This is a genomic window from Xanthomonas sp. NCPPB 1128 (assembly GCF_001043115.1).
Classification (GTDB): Bacteria; Pseudomonadota; Gammaproteobacteria; order Xanthomonadales; family Xanthomonadaceae; genus Xanthomonas_A.
In genome coordinates, this window is sequence record NZ_LFME01000001.1 from 421,376 (window position 1) to 439,321 (window position 17,946).

The following is a 17,946-nucleotide window of genomic DNA, read 5'->3' on the forward strand; positions in this document are numbered from 1 at the left end:
GTCTCAGCGGGCCTGCACGGAGAGTGCGATCAGGCGTTCGGCGATCTTGTCCAGCGGCAGCACTTCCTGCGCCGCGCCCAGGCGGAAGGCGGTGCCGGGCATGCCCCAGACCACGCTGGTGGCCTCGTCCTGGACCAGGGTGCTGGCGCCGGCCTGCAGCATTTCCAGCAGGCCGCGCGCGCCGTCGTCGCCCATGCCGGTGAGGATCGCGCCGATGGCGTTGGCGCCGGCGTTGCGCGCCACCGACTGGAACAGCACGTCCACCGCCGGCTTGTGCCGGTTGACCGGCGGGCCGTCGTCGATCTTGCAACGCCAGCGCGCGCCGTCGCGGATCACCTGCAGGTGCTTGCCGCCGCCCGGCAGGTAGGCGTGGCCGGGCAGGATCGCTTCGCCTTCGGTGGCCTCGCGCACGGCCATCGCCGAGTGCCGGTTGAGGCGGTCGGCGAAGGCGGTGCTGAAGCCGGCCGGCAGATGCTGGGTCATCACCACGGCCGGTGCGTCGGCCGGCATGCCTTCCAGCACCACGCGCAGCGCCTCGGTGCCGCCGGCGGATGCGCCGATCGCGATCAGCCGGTCGGTGGTGCGGAACTTCAGCGAGGACGCCGCGGCGGGCGTGGCGGTGGCGCCGACCGGCTTCGGCACGGCCGGTCGGTCCAGCGCACGGACCTTGGCCTTGGCCGCGTTCTTGACCTTGGTGATGATCTCCTCGGCGTACCCCTCCAACCCGCGGGCCACGTCGAGCTTGGGCTTGGAGACGAAGTCGACCGCGCCCAGCGACAGCGCCTGCAGCGTGGTGTCGGCGCCGCGCTCGGTGAGCGAGGAAATCATCACCACCGGTGTGGGCCGCAGCCGCATCAGGTTTTCCAGGAACGCCAGGCCGTCCATGCGCGGCATTTCCACGTCCAGGGTGATCACGTCCGGGTTCAGGCGCTTGATCTTCTCGCGCGCCAGCAGCGGGTCGGCGGCCGAGCCGACCACCTCCACACCGGGCGCGCCCGACAGGATCTCGGTGAGGATCTGCCGCACGACCGCGGAGTCGTCGACGATCAGGACACGGCAAGGGGCTTCCAGGCTCATTCGAACAACTCCACGGCACCGGTGACAGGGGCTTTGGCCAGACGGGCGCGCACCGCCGACTCGGCCGCGGCGATCTCCGCTTCCTCGTGCGCGTGCGGCAGGCGCTGCACGACCACGCGGCCGGTGCCGGGGAAGAACCAGATCTTGCGCGGATGGATGCCGCGCAGATCCTCGGCCACCACCGGGATCTGCTCGGCCTTGAGGTAGTTCAGCACGAAGTCGGCGTTGCGCGTGCCGACCGGATTGTTGGTGAAGCCCTTGAGCACGTTGCCGCCGCCGAACACCTTGGCTTCCAGGCGGTTGCGGGCGGCGCCGCGCTTGAGCAGGTCGTTGATCAGCACTTCCATCGCGTAGCTGCCGTAGCGCGCCGGCGCGCCGTCGCCGCTCTGGCCGTCGGGCAGCATGAAGTGGTTCATGCCGCCGATCTTCAGCAGCGGATCTCGGATGCAGGCAGCCACGCACGAGCCCAGGATGGTGGTCAGCGCGGTGTCGTCGTCCACCACCAGGTATTGGGTCGGCAGCAGCTTGGCCGCCGTCGTCTGGAAGCGCGTATCGTGATAGCGCATCACCTGGTCCACGGCCATGGCGGCGGGGCTCATGCGCGATCCTTTTGCGCGCGGCGGTACAGCGTGCGGCCGCAGGGCTGGATCAGGTCGGCCGCATGCAGATAGTTCTCCGAATGGCCGGTATAGAGCATGCCATCGTCGTCCAGGTGCGGGATCAGCCGCGACAGGATGCCGCGCTGGGTGGGCTTGTCGAAATAGATCATCACGTTGCGGCAGAACAGCGCCAGGTATGGCCCGGCGACGTCGTAGCGCGGTTCCAGCAGGTTGAGCTGGCGGAACTCGAGCAGGTCGCGCAGGGCCGGCAGCACCCGGCACTGGCCTTCGTTGGCGCCGCTGCCGCGCTGGAAGTACTTGCGCTTGAGGGCGGGATCCAGGCTGGCCACGCGCTCCAGCGCGTACACGCCGCGCGAGGCGGTGGCCAGCACCTGGGTGTCGACGTCGGTGGCCAGGATCCGCACCGGCGGGGTCAGCGTGCCGAACGCCTCGCACGCGGTGATCGCCAGCGAGTAGGGCTCCTCGCCGGTGGACGAGGCGCAGGACCAGATCTTCAGCGGCGCCGCGCCGGAATGCTTCTGCAACTCCTCGCGCAGCCGCTCGAAATGGTGCGGCTCGCGGAAGAACGAGGTCAGGTTGGTGGTGAGCGCATTGGTGAACGCCTCCCATTCGTCGCCGCCGTCGCGCTCCAGCCAGTCCAGGTAGTCGCGGAACGAGCGCAGGCCCAGCACGCGCAGGCGCCGCGACAGCCGGCCGTAGACCATGTCGCGCTTGGCCGGGGCCAGCGCGATGCCGGCCTTCTGATAGATGAGGTCGCAGACCCGCTTGAAATCGCGGTCGCTGAAGTCGAAGTCGCGATTGTCGGAACCGGAGGAGGGCGAAGCGGGAGTCTGGATGGCCATGGTGTGCAGCGATGGTCGGTCAATCGGGTTATCGGCCGGGACCGGCCGAAATTGACAGCCGGCGTTCAGTGACGGCCGCCGGCGAGGGTGTGCCTGTTCAGAACTCCTGCCACTGGGCTTCGCTGGTGCTGGAAACCGCTGCAGCGACCGCGGCAACCGGGCGCGGCCGTGCCGCAGGTCGGGAGCCGCTGCGAGCCCGGGCGGGAGCGGCCTGCGCGGTCGGCGCGTTGGCGGCCACGCCGAGGTAGGTGTCCAGCTTGAACGCGGCGATGGCCGCGCCGAGCTGTCCGGCCTGATCCTCCATCGAGCGCGCCGCGGCGGTGGCTTCCTCGACCAGCGCGGCGTTCTGCTGGGTGCTCTCGTCCATCTGCACCACGGTCTGGTTGACCTGTTCGATGCCGGCGGACTGCTCCTGCGAAGCGGCGGCGATCTCGCCCATGATGTCGGTGACGCGCCGCACCGAGGTCACGATCTCGCTCATGGTGCGGCCGGCCTGGTCGACCAGCGCCGAGCCTTCGGCGACACGGCCGACCGACTCGTCGATCAGTTCCTTGATCTCCTTGGCGGCACCGGCCGAGCGCTGGGCGAGGGTACGCACCTCGCTGGCGACCACCGCGAAGCCGCGACCTTGCTCGCCGGCCCGCGCGGCTTCCACTGCCGCGTTGAGCGCCAGGATGTTGGTCTGGAAGGCGATGCCATCGATGACGCCGATGATGTCGGCGATCTTCTTCGAGGAAGCCTCGATGCCGCTCATGGTGGTGACCACCTGGCCGACCACCTCGCCGCCCTGCGAGGCGACCGCGGCGGCGCCGGCGGCGAGCTGGTTGGCCTGGCGCGCATGCTCGGCGTTCTGCTTCACCGTAGAGGTCAGCTCCTCCATCGAGGCGGCGGTGCGCTCCAGGCTGGCGGCCTGCTGTTCGGTGCGGCGCGACAGGTCGTCGTTGCCGGCGGCGATCTCGGTCGAGGCCACATTGATGTTGGCGGCGGCCGCCTGGATGCGGCCGACAATGGCCGCCAGTTGCGCGGCGGTGGCGTTGGCGTCGTCGCGCAGCGTGGCGAACACGCCGTGGTACTCGCCATGCAGGCGCGCGGTGAGGTCGCCGGCGGCGATGGCCTGCAGCAGCGTCGACAGTTCGCCCAGATTGCGGTCGCTGACCCCCATCATCGCGTTGAGGTCCTGCACCATGGCACGGAAGCCATACTGGAAGCGGTCGGCGTCGCCGCGGGTGCCGAACACGCCGGCCGCGGCCGCCTCCGCCAGTTGCTTGATCTGCTCGCTCATCGCGGTCAGGTTCTGCTTGGCCATGTCCATGGTCTCGGTGAGCACGGCCTTTTCGCCGGGCAGGCGGTCCATGTCCTCGGACAGGTCGCCGATCGCGTAGCGCTGGATGATCTGCAGCAGCCGCATCTTCACCGCGATGTGCGAGGCGACCAGCTCGTTGGTGCCCTTGACCATGCGCCCGTACTCGCCGGGGAAGGCGGTCTCGTCGATGCGGTAGCTGATGGTGCCGCGTGCGTGCTGCTGCGCCATCTCGTCCTGCGCGCGGATCACCGCGTGGATGCGCGAGCGCATGACCAGCATGTCGTCCATCAGTTCGCCGATCTCGTCCTTGCCGTGCGGGTAGGTGGCGCCGTCCAGTTCGCCGCGCGCCACCGCCTGCGACAGGCGCTTGGCCGCGTGCAGCTGGCGGGCCATGCCGCGCGCGATCGACCAGGCGGTGACGCCGGCGAACAGCACGGCCAGCCCGAGCAGCGCCAGGATCAGGGTCTTGGTATTGGCCAGCTGGCTGTCGGCGAGATCCATCTCCCGGTTCAGTTCGGCGACGTTGTACTGGGTCAGTGCGACGATGCGCTCGAACAGGGTCCGTCGCAGCGCCCGCGACCGCGTATCGGAGATCGTCTGCGCCGCCGCCACGTCGCCGGCACGCAAGGCGGCGCCCATGTCGGTGTTGGCCTGCAGATAGGCCTTCAGCGTTTCCTGGACGCCGGCGTACATCTGCACCTGCTTGGGATCGCGCATCATCGCCGCGATGACCTGCTGGTTCTTCGCCACCTCGCTGCGCACCTTCTGCATGCGCGTGAAGTAGTCGGCCTGGGCCTTGGGATCGTCGGCGCGTGCCAGTTGCGCCAGTTCGTAGGTACGGAATTCGCCCAACTGCGCGCGCACCTCGGACAGCGCCTGGGTCGCCGGCACCCAGTCGCGCTCGATGTGCTGGAGTTCGGCGATCGACAGGTTGGTGCGGGAATAGGTGAACGCGCCCAGCACCAGCGTCAGCAGGGTGGTCACGACGAAGGCACAGATCAGCTTGTCGCGGATTTTCAGATGCGAGAGCACGTTCATGGGCGTTCCATGTGCGGTAGCAAGGTGGAAGAGCGGGACGAGGGCGGCCGCGGCGTCAGCCGGCGGAAGCGTAGCGAGGCGAAGGTGGGGCGCAGGCGCGCTGCCGGTCGAGGCCACCACGCGCGATGCCCGCGCGAACGCGCCGCCGGGATGGCAGCTGGCGCGTGCCGGCGACGCCAACGAGGGGGCGCGGGATAGCGCGCTGGACTTGCGCACATGCGGCGGCTCGGTGCGGCGGCACGACGCTGGACGAGGGTGGATGTGGACAGCAAGGCATCACGTGCTCCCAGAACGGTCGCGGTCGGGACCCGGCGGTGTCATCCGCGGGTCACGGGGCGTGATCCTGATATCGACTTGCGCAGCGATTGCTTGAACCGTGACGGGGCGCAAATCGCCGTGCGATGCCTGATTGTTTCTATCGCACTGGTATGGCCGCTCAATCGGCCCCGATGGTCGGGGCCGTGCGGACCAGCCGCAGCGGGGCCGGCTGCGCCGCGCTCCGAGGCCGGGCGGCAGGCGCGCGTGCCGCCGCGCCGTTCGCCCCGGTCGACACCGCATCCAGCCGGAACACCGCTGCCGCCTCGCCGAGCCGGCGACCTTGCTCTTCCAGCGCACGCGCCGAGGCGCTGGCTTCCTCGACCACCGCGACGTTCTGCTGGATCGCCTGGTCCATCTGCGCCACGGTGGTGCTGACCTGCTCGATGCCCATCGACTGCTCCCGCGATGCCGCGGCGATCTCGCCGATGATGTCGGTCACGCGCTGTACCGAGGTGACGATCTCGCTCATGGTCCGGCCGGCCTGGTCGACCAGCGCCGAGCCTTCGCTCACGCGGCCGACCGAGTCGTCGATCAGCGTCTTGATCTCCTTGGCGGCGTTGGCCGAGCGCTGCGCCAGGGTCCGCACTTCGGTGGCGACCACGGCAAAGCCGCGGCCCTGTTCGCCGGCGCGGGCCGCTTCCACCGCCGCATTCAAGGCCAGGATGTTGGTCTGGAAGGCGATGCCATCGATGACGCTGATGATGTCGGCGATCTTCTTCGACGACGCTTCGATGCCGCTCATGGTCTCGACCACCCTGCCGACCACATCGCCGCCCTGCGAGGCCACCGACGCCGCGCCGACCGCCAGTTGATTGGCCTGACGCGCGTGCTCGGCGTTTTGCTTGACCGTGGAGGTCAGCTCTTCCATCGAGGCGGCGGTCTCTTCCAGGTTGGCCGCCTGCTGCTCGGTGCGGCGCGACAGGTCCTCGTTGCCACTGGCCAGTTCGGTGGTGGCGCCGTGGATGCTGCGCGCCGCGGCCTGGATGCGGCCGACGATGTCGGCGAGCTGGTCGGCGGTGGTGTTGGCATCGGCGCGCATCCGCGCGAACACGCCGTGGAAGTCGCCTTCCATGCGCGCGCTCAGGTCGCCGGCGGCGATGGCCTGCAGCAGCGTCGACAGCTTGCCCAGGTTGCGGTCGCTGACCTCCATCATCGCGTTGAGGTCCTGCACCATCAGCCGGAAGTCGTGCTGGAAGCGCTCGGCATCGCCACGCGCGCTGAAGTCGCCGGCGGCAGCCGCGGCGGCCAGGCGCTTGATCTCGGTGTTGATCGCCAGCAGGCTGGCCTTGGCCGCGTCCATCGATTCGTGAAGCACCGCGCGGCTGCCGGGCAGGCGCCGCGCATCGCGGCGCAGGTCGCCGTTGGCGTACTCGTTGAGCACGGCGATGGCGTCGACGATGGCATCGAGGTGTTCGAACATCATGCGGTTGATGCTGGCGGCGAGGTCGCCGTACACGCCGGGGAAATCCTCCGGCATGCGGTGGGACATGTCCTTGTCGGCGTGCAGCACGGCCATCCGTGCGGTCTCGCTGGAGAAGCGCTCCAGCATCCGGATCATCTCGCCGGTGGCGCGCAGCATCTCCCCGGTCTCGTCGCGGCCGGGGTTGTCGATGCGCACGCTGAGATCGCCACGCGACACCGCGCGGATCGCCTCCAGGCTGCGCGACACCGGGCGCAGCACCGAGCTGCCGATCAGCCAGTTGATGCCGAAGGTGAGTAGTACCAGGACGCCGCCGGCCAGCGCCATCACCCCGGTGAAGATCAGTGCCTGCGCCTGCACGTCGTCCATGTAGACGCCGGTGCCGATCACCCAATGCCAGGGCGCGAACGCGGCATTGTAGGAGACCTTCTCCACCGGCTTCTCGGTGCCGGGCTTGGGCCACAGGTAGTCGACATAGCCCCCGCCGGCCTCGGCCACCTTCACGAACTCGCGGAAGATCGGCTTGCCGTCGGCGCTGAGCACCTGGCCGATGTCCTTGCCGATCAGGTCGTGGCGGGTGGGGTGCATCAGCATGGTCGGATGCAGGTCGTGCACGTAGAAGTAGTCCACGCCGTCGCGGGCGCGCATCGACTCCAGGGTGCGCAGGGCGGTGCGCTGCGCCTCCGCCAGCGGCATGCTGCCCTTGTCCACCTCGGCCGCATAGGCGCGCACCACGCCCAGCGCCAGCTCGATCTGGCTCTTCAGCGCCTGCTCGCGCGTATTGCGGATATCCAGGTACTGCATCCGCGCGGCGATCACCGCCAGCAGGACGATACCGGCGCCGAGCAAGACGGTCTGCCACAGGAATTTGCGGCGCAGCGGCAGATCCGAGAGGCGGGTGAGCAACGAGCGAGACGACATCGACCAGTTCCTTGGAAGGTTCCCAGGGATTTAACGGCCCCGGCAACGATGAAATTGAGCGCGCGACGCGACCGATTCGTAGACAATCCACGCGCCGACGCGGCCATCAAAAAAATCCCCGGCGCGAAGGCCGGGGATGGGGGTACAGCGAGAGGTCCGGCCGGTCTCAGAATTCCTGCCAGTCCGAATCGGCCAGCGCCGGCTCGACCTTGCGGGCGCGTACCGCCGCCGGCTTGGCGGAGGCGACGGCCGCAGGCTTCTTCGCCGCCGGTGCCGACCTCGGCGCGGCCACGGCATGCGGTGCATGCACGACCGCGGCCTGGGCCGACTGCTCGACACGGAAGATCGACACCGACTCGATCAGCTGGCCGGCCTGCTCTTCCATCGAGCGTGCCGCCGCGGTGGCTTCTTCCACCAGCGCCGCGTTCTGCTGGGTGGTCTCGTCCATCTGGGTGACGGTCTGGTTGACCTGCTCGATGCCGGCCGACTGCTCCTGCGAGGCGGCGGCGATCTCGCCCATGATGTCGGTGACGCGCTGCACCGAGGCGACGATCTCGGTCATGGTCTGGCCGGCCTGGCGGACCAGGGTCGAGCCGTTGGCCACCTGGCCCACCGAGGCATCGATCAGGCCCTTGATCTCCTTGGCGGCGTTGGCCGAGCGCTGGGCGAGGGTGCGCACTTCGCTGGCGACCACGGCGAAGCCACGGCCCTGTTCGCCGGCACGCGCCGCTTCCACTGCGGCGTTGAGCGCCAGGATGTTGGTCTGGAAGGCGATGCCGTCGATGACGCTGATGATGTCGCCGATCTTCTTAGAGGACGCCTCGATGCCGCTCATGGTCTCGACCACCTTGCCGACCACGTCGCCGCCCTGCGAGGCGACCGTCGCCGCGCCGGCGGCCAGCTGGTTGGCCTGGCGTGCATGTTCGGCGTTCTGGCGCACGGTGGAGGTCAGTTCCTCCATCGAGGCGGCGGTCTCTTCCAGGTTGGCGGCCTGCTGCTCGGTGCGGCGCGACAGGTCGTCGTTGCCGGCGGCGATCTCGCCGGCGGCGGCATTGATCGCGTTCGCCGCCTGCTGGATGCGGCCGACGATGGCCGCCAGCTGTTCGGCGGTGGCGTTGGCGTCGTCGCGCATGGTCGCGAACACGCCCTGGAAATCGCCGTGCATGCGCGCAGTCAGGTCGCCCTGCGACAGCGCGGTCAGCAGCTTGGACACTTCGCCGATGCTGTCGCCGTTGGCCTGCAGCAGGCCGTTGAGCTGCTGCGCCAGCTGCAGGAAGAAGCCGTGCTTGCCGTCCAGGCCGACGCGCCCGCTGAGGTCGCCGGCGGCGGCCTCGCGCACGATCTTGGCCACTTCCTGCTCGACCTGCGCTTCCAGGGTGCGGTCGCGCGATTCGCACACGAAGCCGATATGGGTGCCGTGCTGGTCGCGGATGGCGGTGATGGTCTGGGCGATGCGCGCGTCGGCGTAGGCCATCTCGCGTTCCATCACGCCCTTCTTCTCAAGCTCCGAGAGGGTCTTGGGATCGTGCTGGTTGCCGTACTCCATCACCGTCACCGGGGAGCCGACCAGCGGCAGGCTCGAATCGAAGGCCGGCGCGACCGAGTGGATCTGCTCGGCGTACTTGTCGGTGAGGCCCTGCATCGACGGGTTGGCGTAGACGATGTTGTAGTCCAGGTCGACGATGAACATGCCGATCGAGGAATTGTCCAGCGCGGTGCGGATGCGCAGGTTCTCGGAGGCGACCGCGGCATCGCGCTCGATGCGCCCGCGCAGGTCCTGCTGCATGCGCTTGAGCGCCTGCATCAACTCGCCGATTTCGTCCTTGCCGTTGGCGTCGATATGCCCGTCGAGCTTGCCGCCGGCGACGTCGCTGGCGACCTTGACCGCATCGCGGATGTTATTGGCCAGCATCCGCCCGAACAGGACGGCCATGCCGATCGCCGCGCCAAGACCGATCAGCAGGCAGACCAGCAGGGTCGCGGACGCCTTGCTGTAGGTGCCGCTGGCGGCGTCGGCCGCGACCTTGGCCTGGCGGTCGTTCTCCGCGATCAGGGCGACGACGTCGTCCACCACCTTGTTGTGCAGGGTGCGGGTCTCGCCGGTGAAGGTGTCGATGGCGTCGTCGTGCAGGTCCAGCTGCAGCATTTCGTCGACGGACTGATAGGAGGCGCTGGCCTTCTTCCAGTCGGCCACCAGGCGGTCGTAGATGGTCTTTTCCTGCGGGCTACCGATCTTGGGCGGATACTTGACCAGGATCTGGTCCATCTGCTTCTTCAGCGCGACCTTGCGCGCGGCCGATTCCTTCTTCAGCGCATCGCTGCTGCGGATCAGGCTCTGGTAGGCCGCATTGCGGTACTCGCCCAGGATGCCGCGCATCTCGCCGCCGGTGCGCACACTGGGCACGACCTGCGCGGAGACATTGCTGGTGACGCCGTTGAGCGAGTGAAGGCCGCGATAGGCGGCAATGCCCTGGATCAGCATCAACGCCAGCACGACGCCGAACGCCAGCATCAGTTTGGGCATCACCTTCAGATCTTTAATCCACTGCATGAGCGCGTTTCCCGTAATTCGGAGGGGGCGACAAGGGACAAAAAAGCAAACGCCGCCGCGCCGGACCGTGTGCACGGGTCCAGCACGGCGGCGCAATGGCTTACTTGATGGTGGCCAGCTTCAGGCTGGACGGCGCGCTGACCTGGATTTCGGCGCGCGAGCTGTCGCGCTCGATCTTGCCGATCACGCACACGTCCTTACCTTCCAGCGTTTCCGGCGCGAAGCCGAACTTGCTGCGGTCGGCACCGGCGATGCGGGCGGAGAAGGTGTGGCGCGGGAACATGCCGCCCATGTACAGGAAGGTCGGCTCGCCTTCGGAATTCTGCGCGTACTTGGCTTTCTCGACCTTGCCGCAGACCATGCCGTCCTTGCCGACGAAACGGGTGGCCATCTCCGGCGGGATCATCTGCTGGGACTGGGCGAAGGTGCTGGGGCTGGCGGCGAGCAGCAGGACCAGCAGCATGGGAAAGCTCGGTTTCATGGAACGACTCCTTGAGGACGGGGGATGAAGTGAGGGCTGTGTGATGCCAGCCACTCTTCAGCTATCGGCAAGAAATCGGCGAACTTGATTCGTGCAAGTGATAAACAGTTCGCATTTCAAATAAAAAACCCGCCGTGAGGCGGGTTCGTCTACGCCGGGCGGCCGCCGCCGCGGCCGCGAGGTCAGGCGGCTTCGTCGACTTGGGCGTGCTGCTGGCCGAACTCGGCGCTGTCCAGCAGGGTCTCGATGTCCAGCAGGATCAGCATCTTGTCGTCCTGGGTGCCGATGCCGGAGATGAAGCGGGTATCCACCGCGGCGCCGAACTCGGGGGTCGGGCGGATCTGCTCTTCGTTCAACGGGATCACGTCGGAGACGCTGTCCACGACGATGCCGACCACGCGGTCTTCGACGTTGAGCACGATCATCACGGTGAAGGCGTCGTAGCGCGCTTCCTTCAGGCGCAGCTTCAGGCGCAGGTCGATCACCGGCACGATGGTGCCGCGCAGGTTGATCACGCCCTTGATGTACTCGGGAGCGTCGGGAACCCGGGTGACCGAGTCGTAGCCGCGGATTTCCTGCACCTTGAGGATATCCACGCCGTAGTGCTCTTCGCCGAGGGTGAAGCTGAGGAATTCGCCGCCGGTGGCGCCGGAGGTGGAGGTGGTCTTGTCGTTCATCGTGTGCTCCTGGTGCGCACGGGATTGCGGGTGGTGGCGGAAGTGGGAAAGCGCGACTCTGATGCTAGATCGGCGCGGGGCCGCCGAACTTTAGTGCGCCGATTGGTCTGGCCGCTTGCGGCGTTCAGGACAGCACGCCGCTCTTGCGGGCGCTGCGCTGGCGTTCGATGCGGAACACGTAGCGCTGGATCGCCGCATCGGCGCCGCGCGGCATGTCCAGGAAGCGCATGCCGACCCGCAGCGTGTCCTGGCCGTTGGCGAGCTTGGAGACGTACATGTTGCAGACCTGCAGGGTCAACCGGATGGCATCGGCGTCGGGCAACTGCAGCACGCAGTTGGGGTAGCTCTCCTGCAGCTTCGGCAATGGCTGGCCGTGCACCAGCGCCACCGCCAGCCCGCCGCCGCTGATGTCCAGCACGCGCAGCTTCAGTTCGACCTGGCCGGCGTCGTCGTCGATGCGCAGCACGCACAGCGGCGAGTCGGTGATCGGGGTCTCCAGGCGGAAATGCTCGCGCCGCTGCAGGTAGTACAGCGATTCCGGTAACGGTGCGCGGAAGCCTGCCTGGCCGTCGTGTTCGCTGCGTTCGGGGCGTTCGATGCGGAAACGCACCCGGACCTTGTCCAGTTGCGCGAAGCACAGCAGGTACTCGGCCTGTTCGGCGGCGCGGTTGGAAGCCTCGTTGACACTCAGGTCCAGCAGCACGCTGTCCTCGGCCAGCTCCAGCAGCGCGGTGGAGAAGGCCTGGTCGCGGCCGCCCACATGCGCGCTGACCTGCGAACGCTGCTGGATCAGCGACTGCAGCAACTGGCGGATCTGTCGTGGCTTGGTCAGCAGGAAACGGTCGTCCTCCACCTCTTCTTCCGGCGAAGACGGGACGGGGGAGTCGCTGGGAGTGCCTTCGGCCATGGTGGACAGTGCGTACGGGAAAGTGGGTGGGGCGGCACCGCATCGGGCCGCCCCACGCATGCTATCGGCTGAGCTGGGCTTTTTTGTAGACCGGATGGACGTTGCCGCCGCTGGCGGAGGCGCCCGACGGCGGGCGACGCTCCAGGGTGAAGGATGCCACGGCCCGTGCCAGTTCGCCCGCCTCGTGTTCCATCGAACGTGCGTTGGCGCTGGCTTCCTCGACCAGGGCGGCATTCTGCTGGGTGGCCTCGTCCATCTGGGTGACGGTCTGGTTGACCTGCTCGATGCCGGCCGACTGCTCCTGCGAGGCCGAGGAGATCTCGCGCATGATGTCGGTCACCCGCTGCACCGAGGCCACGATCTCCTGCATGGTGGTGCCGGCCTGTTCGACCAGGGCCGAGCCCTGGGCGACGCGGCCGACCGAGTCGTCGATCAGGTCCTTGATCTCCTTGGCGGCGGTCGAGGAGCGCTGGGCGAGGGTGCGTACCTCGCTGGCCACGACGGCGAAGCCGCGGCCCTGTTCGCCGGCCCGCGCCGCTTCCACCGCCGCATTCAAGGCCAGGATGTTGGTCTGGAAGGCGATGCCGTCGATGACACTGATGATGTCGGCGATCTTCTTCGAGGACGCCGCGATGCCGCTCATGGTGGTGACCACCTGGCCGACCACGCTGCCGCCCTGCGAGGCGACCGCCGCCGCGCCGACCGCCAGCTGGTTGGCCTGGTGCGCATGCTCGGCATTCTGCTTCACGGTGGAGGTCAGCTCCTCCATCGAGGCCGCGGTCTCTTCCAGGCTGGCGGCCTGTTGTTCGGTGCGGCGCGACAGGTCGTCGTTGCCGGCGGCGATCTCGCCGGCCGCGGTATTGATCGCATCGGAGGCGCCCTGGATCTGCCGCACGATCGCCGACAACTGCTCGGCGGTGGCGTTGGCATCGTCCTTCATGTTCGCGTACACGCCCTGCAGGTCGGCGTCGATGCGCCGCGACAGGTCGCCTTCGGCCAGCGCGCGCAGCATCTGCTGGATATGGGCCAGGCCGGACGCGCCGGCGGCGAGCATGGCATTGATCTGTTCGCCCAGTTGCAGCAGGAAGCCGTGCTTGCCGTCCAGGCGGATGCGCCCGCCGAGGTCGCCGGCGACCGCGCCGCGCACGATGCCGGCGATCTCCTCTTCCACCGCCACCTCGTCGGTGCGGTCGGCCCATTCCACCACGAAGCCCAGGCGGTTGCCGGCGGCGTCGGTGACCGGGTTGACGATCAGGCGCATGGTGTGGCCGCCGACGCGGATCTGCGCGCGATGGGTGCCCTTGAGCTCGGCGAGCATGCGCGCCTGGTGCTCGGGATGGCGATGGAACACGTCGATGGTCTTGCCCAGCAGGTCGCTGGCATCGAACTGCGGCAGGTCGCGGCGCAGGTCCTCCTGCACGTCGCTGAGCATCTGCAGCAGCGGACGGTTGACGTAGACGATGCGGCGCTCGGCGTCGGCGATCATCACGTTGGTGGTGACGTCGTCCAGCGCACTGCGGATACGCAGGTTCTCGCGCTGGGCCTCGCTGTCCTGCTCGCGGCTGCTCAGCAGTTGCGCGTTGGCTGCGACCAGGGTGTGGGCGATGGAACCTTGTGGCAGCTCGAGCGCACGGATCGCAGCCGGCAGCGGCTGCTGCTGGGCGATGGCGCGTGCGGCCTGCGCCAGGTCGTGCGGATCGTGGCCCACGTCCAGTAGTTGCCGGCGCATCTGCACCGCCATCGGCACCAGGATCGCCGCTTCCACCGCCACGTACAGGGCATGGATCGCGAGGATGCCGAGCCCGGCGTCGGCGGTGAAAACGCGCACCGGCAGGCCGCGATGCTGCAGCCAGAAGAACAGCACGTGATGCACGGCGATCGCCGCGGCGGCGACCATGATCGGGCGCCAGTCGCGGTAGTACAGCAGCAACGCGATCAGCAGGATCACCCCGAAGTGCACCTCGATCATGCCGCCGGCCTGCTGGATAAGGGCGGCCGCCAGCACCATCAGGCCTAGCGCCACGGTGCAGCGGCTGAGCAGGCTGCCCGGATACAGCTTCACCTGCAGGGCGATGACCGCCAAGGTCGGCAGGCTGACCGTCAGCCACAACGTCCACGTGCCCTGATGCCAGGCGGCGGCCAGGCTGGCGACGGTGGCCAGGACGGCCACCGTCACGAACAGGCGGTCGGCCTGTGCCGCCAGTTTCTGCAGGTAGACGTAGCGCTCGTTGCCGATGAGAAAACTGCCTTGGTGAGGCGACGCGCTCATGCGAGGGATTCCTTGGAGTCGGTGGGACATCCGCACTGGGCGGGAGAGATCAACGGCGCCGCGTCGTCGCTGGCGAGCAGTCGCGGGATCAGCGCGGCGGCGGCGATGGAGGTGCCGCATCCGCTCAGCTGCGCCGGGCCGGCATAGATGAGGCGGGCCTGCGCATCGAAGACGATCAGCGCGTAGGGCAGGGCCGGCGGCGCCGGACGGTCGCGCAGGTCGACGCTGCGAATGCCCGGCAGCGGCGCCGCTGCCGGTGCGGCGCACCCGCAGCCGGCCACGCGCAGGCGAAACACGACGGCCTGGCCGGCGCTGGCGGCGGTGGGCGCGAACGCCAGCAGGCGCGCACGGATGGCGTCGGCGCTGTCGGCCGGGGGCGGGGCAGCGAGCGCCACCAGTTGGGCGCCCGCCCAGATGCTCCATATCGCCAGCAGCAACAGGCCCAGCGGCAAGCGCCGGACGTGTCGCGATCGATCGAGTTCGGTGGGACGTGCCTGCATGGAGCACCGACGAGGGCTGCACCGGCACTTACCGGCTGTTCACGTTATCGACAGCGTCTATTGTTCCTTAAGGTCGCGTTCATCACGTTTCACAATTTGGTAACGATACCGTTTCGGTGTGCTTGGGCAGAAACCGACGCGCAGGCCCAGAAGCGCGATCGGCCGCGTGACTGACGCGGCCGATCGCTGTCTCGGGGTGTCGTCGCGGCATCGGGACGGCGGGTCTGGTGCCTTGGTCGGACCGGGCAGTCGCGCGACCTGCGCGCGCAGGCTCAGGCGACTGCGTGTGCCGGTCTGCGCGAGGACGGCGCCGTCGGCACGCGCGCCGCGGCCGCCTCTACCTTGAACACCGCCACCGCCTGGCGCAACTGCCCGGCCTGTTCCTCCATCGAACGTGCCGCCGCGGTGGCTTCCTCGACCAGCGCGGCGTTCTGCTGGGTGCTCTCGTCCATCTGGGTCACGGTGCGATTGACCTGCTCGATGCCGGAGGATTGTTCCTGCGAGGCGACGGCGATCTCGCCCATGATGTCGGTGACGTGCTGTACCGAGGCCACGATCTCCTGCATGGTCTTGCCGGCCTGGTCGACCAGGGCCGAGCCTTCGGCGACACGGCCGACCGAGTCGTCGATCAGGCTCTTGATCTCCTTGGCGGCGTTGGCCGAGCGCTGGGCCAGCGTGCGCACTTCGCTGGCGACCACGGCGAAACCGCGGCCCTGTTCGCCGGCCCGCGCCGCTTCCACCGCGGCGTTCAACGCCAGGATGTTGGTCTGGAAGGCAATGCCGTCGATCACCGAGATGATGTCGCCGATCTTCTTCGAGGACGCCTCGATGCCGCTCATGGTCTGCACCACCTGGCCGACCACCGCGCCGCCTTGCGAGGCCACCGAGGCCGCGCCTGCGGCCAACTGATTGGCCTGGCGCGCGCGTTCGGCGTTCTGCCTGACGGTCGACGTCAACTCTTCCATCGAGGCGGCGGTTTCTTCCAGGCTGGCGGCCTGCTGCTCGGTGCGGCGCGACAGGTCGTCGTTGCCGGTGGCGATCTCGGCCGCGGCGCCATTGATGCTGACCGCCGCGGTCTGGATGCGCGCGACGATGGCGGCCAGTTGTTCGGTGGTGGCGTTGGCGTCGTCGCGCATGGTCGCGAACACGCCCTGGAAGTCGCCGTGCATGCGCGCGGTCAGGTCGCCGGCGGCGATCGACTGCAGCAGCGACGACAGCGCCTGCAGGTTGCCGTCGGCGGTGGCCATCAGCTGGTTGAGGCTGTCGACCATCAGGCGGAAGTCGTGCTGGAAGCGTTCGGCATCGCCGCGCACGCTGAAGTCGCCCGCGGCGGCGGCGCCGGCCAGGTGCTTGATCTCGGTGTTCATCGCGGTCAGGTTGTGCTTGACCGTGTCCATCGTCTCGGTGAGGCGGGCTTTTTCGCCGGGCAGGCGGTCCATGTCCTCGGACAGGTCGCCGATGGCGTAGCGGCCCATGATCTGCGCCAGGCGCTCGGTCACGGCGATGTGTGCGGCGGCCAGGGCATTGCTGTCGCGGACCATGCGCCCGTAGTCGCCGGGGAAGGTGCTTTCGTCCATGCGGTAGCTGGTCTGGCCCACATCGTGGCGCCGCGCCATCTCGGTCTGTGCGGCCAGCACCTCGCGCAGCTGTTGCTGCATGCGTTGCATGTCGGCCAGCAGCCGTCCGCTCTCGTCGCGGCTGGGCACCACGATGCGGGCGTCCAGGCGGCCCTCGGCGATGTCGGCGGCAACGCCGGCGGCACGGCGCACGTTGCGGGTCAGGGTGACCAGGGTGTGCGCGCATATCGTCGCAATCAGCAGCGTCAGCACGCTGAGTCCGGCAACCGCGGTCCACATCGCCTGCAGCGACGCGTCCAGATGCCGTTGCGACTGACGTTGCAACGCCTGCAGCGCGGTGGCGCTGAGGCCGTGCAAGGCCTCGTCCCAGCCGTGCAGCGCGGCGTTCCAGCGCTGATCGGCATCGGCACTGCCGCTGTCCAGGACCTGTGCCAACTGCGGCAGGGCGCGATCGGCCACGGCCATTTCGGTGGCAGCGGCGCGCGCCAGGGCCGGATCCGGCTGCTCGAGCAGGCCCAATGCCTTCTTCAGCTCATGCCGCAGGCGCGCGTGATCGCGCGCCAATTCGGCGATCTGCGCGCGTATCACCGGCGTTTCGGCACCAGCATGGGACGGATCGTGCATCGCATCCAGGCGCGTCAGTGTCTCGCTGGTGACCGGGGCGTAAATCAGGCTGCTGATCACCAGGTGGTAGCTTTCCACGTAGGGCGTATAGACCAGTTGGCTGTCGTCGCGCAGGGCGTCCAGCGCGTCGTTGGCCTGTTCGGCGACCGCTGCGGCGTCGTTGCGCTTGTTCTGCAGGGTTTGCTGCAACTGCGCCAGCGCCGCCGTGCTGCGCTCGAAGCCTGGCAGGGCCGGCACGATGCGCTGCAGCTCGCGCAGCGCCCGGTCGGCCGTTTCGCGTGCCTGCGCCACGTCGGCGCCTCTGCCGACCTGCTCTTCCTGCAAGGCCGCCAGCAACGTGAGCATCTCGCGCAGCGGCGCGTAGCTGCGCAGTTCGGCACGGCTGACTTCCACCCCGTCGTTGAGCGTGCGGGTGTACAGCAGCAGGGGAATGGCCAGCCCGACGAGGGCCAGCACGCCGATCAGGCTGAGCTTGCGCGCAATGGGAAGGTCATGCCAGATCCGCAAACGGGAGCGGCGTTCGGAGGCGGGCGGAGCGGCGTGGTTCGCGGGATGCGACGTCATTGCGCGGGTCTCTGAGCAAGAGCGAAAGGAGGCACACGATCCACAGGGATCCACGCCATGGGACTGCAAGATGCAAACGGGCGGTCGTCGAGCTTCGTCCGTCCGGATGCGCGCAGCGATGGAATCGGCGGCGCTCGACCGGATCGGGCATATCTTTAGCGGCCGTCGTAGACAAAGGTTGAATCTGTAAGCATGACCACGTTAAGCCGCCACCTACGCTGTGCGGCCCGCGGCAGAGGAACGCATCAGGCGGGAGA

The 17,946-nt window shown here is 68.4% G+C and carries 12 protein-coding genes; all 12 read right to left on the bottom strand.

The features are described from left to right. Nucleotides 1-3: 3 nt before the first annotated feature. Entirely contained in the window at nt 4-1,077 is a 1,074-nt protein-coding gene (locus tag ACP93_RS01695) for a protein-glutamate methylesterase/protein-glutamine glutaminase (protein WP_048489104.1), read from the bottom strand. After that, nucleotides 1,074-1,676: a chemoreceptor glutamine deamidase CheD gene (gene cheD, locus ACP93_RS01700; protein ID WP_048489105.1), complete on the bottom strand. Its 603-nt coding sequence runs from the start codon at nt 1,674-1,676 to the stop codon at nt 1,074-1,076. Before cheD ends, ACP93_RS01695 begins: the two co-directional genes overlap by 4 nt. Further along, a complete protein-coding gene (locus ACP93_RS01705) occupies nt 1,673-2,539 on the bottom strand; it encodes a CheR family methyltransferase (protein ID WP_017917563.1) in 867 nt (288 codons plus the stop codon). The genes cheD and ACP93_RS01705 overlap by 4 nt, the downstream gene beginning before the upstream one ends. Before the next feature lie 97 nt (nt 2,540-2,636). Continuing rightward, nucleotides 2,637-4,880 carry a methyl-accepting chemotaxis protein gene (locus ACP93_RS01710; protein WP_048489106.1) on the bottom strand — a complete coding sequence of 748 codons (2,244 nt, stop codon included), beginning with the start codon at nt 4,878-4,880 and terminating at the stop codon, nt 2,637-2,639. A gap of 436 nt (nt 4,881-5,316) precedes the next feature. Further along, nucleotides 5,317-7,539: a methyl-accepting chemotaxis protein gene (locus ACP93_RS01715; RefSeq protein WP_048489107.1), complete on the bottom strand. Its 2,223-nt coding sequence runs from the start codon at nt 7,537-7,539 to the stop codon at nt 5,317-5,319. A gap of 166 nt (nt 7,540-7,705) precedes the next feature. Further along, nucleotides 7,706-10,090 carry a methyl-accepting chemotaxis protein gene (locus tag ACP93_RS01720; protein WP_048489108.1) on the bottom strand — a complete coding sequence of 795 codons (2,385 nt, stop codon included), beginning with the start codon at nt 10,088-10,090 and terminating at the stop codon, nt 7,706-7,708. A gap of 100 nt (nt 10,091-10,190) precedes the next feature. Next, complete coding sequence (locus ACP93_RS01725) at nt 10,191-10,553, bottom strand: hypothetical protein (RefSeq protein WP_017910574.1); 363 nt, start codon at nt 10,551-10,553, stop codon at nt 10,191-10,193. Nucleotides 10,554-10,753: 200 nt separating this feature from the next. Beyond that, complete coding sequence (locus tag ACP93_RS01730; protein ID WP_048489109.1) at nt 10,754-11,248, bottom strand: chemotaxis protein CheW; 495 nt, start codon at nt 11,246-11,248, stop codon at nt 10,754-10,756. Nucleotides 11,249-11,372: 124 nt separating this feature from the next. Beyond that, complete coding sequence (locus ACP93_RS01735; protein WP_048489110.1) at nt 11,373-12,155, bottom strand: flagellar brake protein; 783 nt, start codon at nt 12,153-12,155, stop codon at nt 11,373-11,375. 61 nt (nt 12,156-12,216) lie between these two features. Then, a complete protein-coding gene (locus ACP93_RS01740) occupies nt 12,217-14,424 on the bottom strand; it encodes a methyl-accepting chemotaxis protein (protein ID WP_048489111.1) in 2,208 nt (735 codons plus the stop codon). Then, nucleotides 14,421-14,876, bottom strand: a complete 456-nt coding sequence (locus ACP93_RS01745) for a hypothetical protein (protein WP_228135928.1) — start codon at nt 14,874-14,876, stop codon at nt 14,421-14,423. The genes ACP93_RS01740 and ACP93_RS01745 overlap by 4 nt, the downstream gene beginning before the upstream one ends. Nucleotides 14,877-15,196: 320 nt before the next feature. Continuing rightward, a complete protein-coding gene (locus ACP93_RS01750; RefSeq protein WP_048489112.1) occupies nt 15,197-17,689 on the bottom strand; it encodes a methyl-accepting chemotaxis protein in 2,493 nt (830 codons plus the stop codon). Nucleotides 17,690-17,946 lie beyond the last annotated feature (257 nt).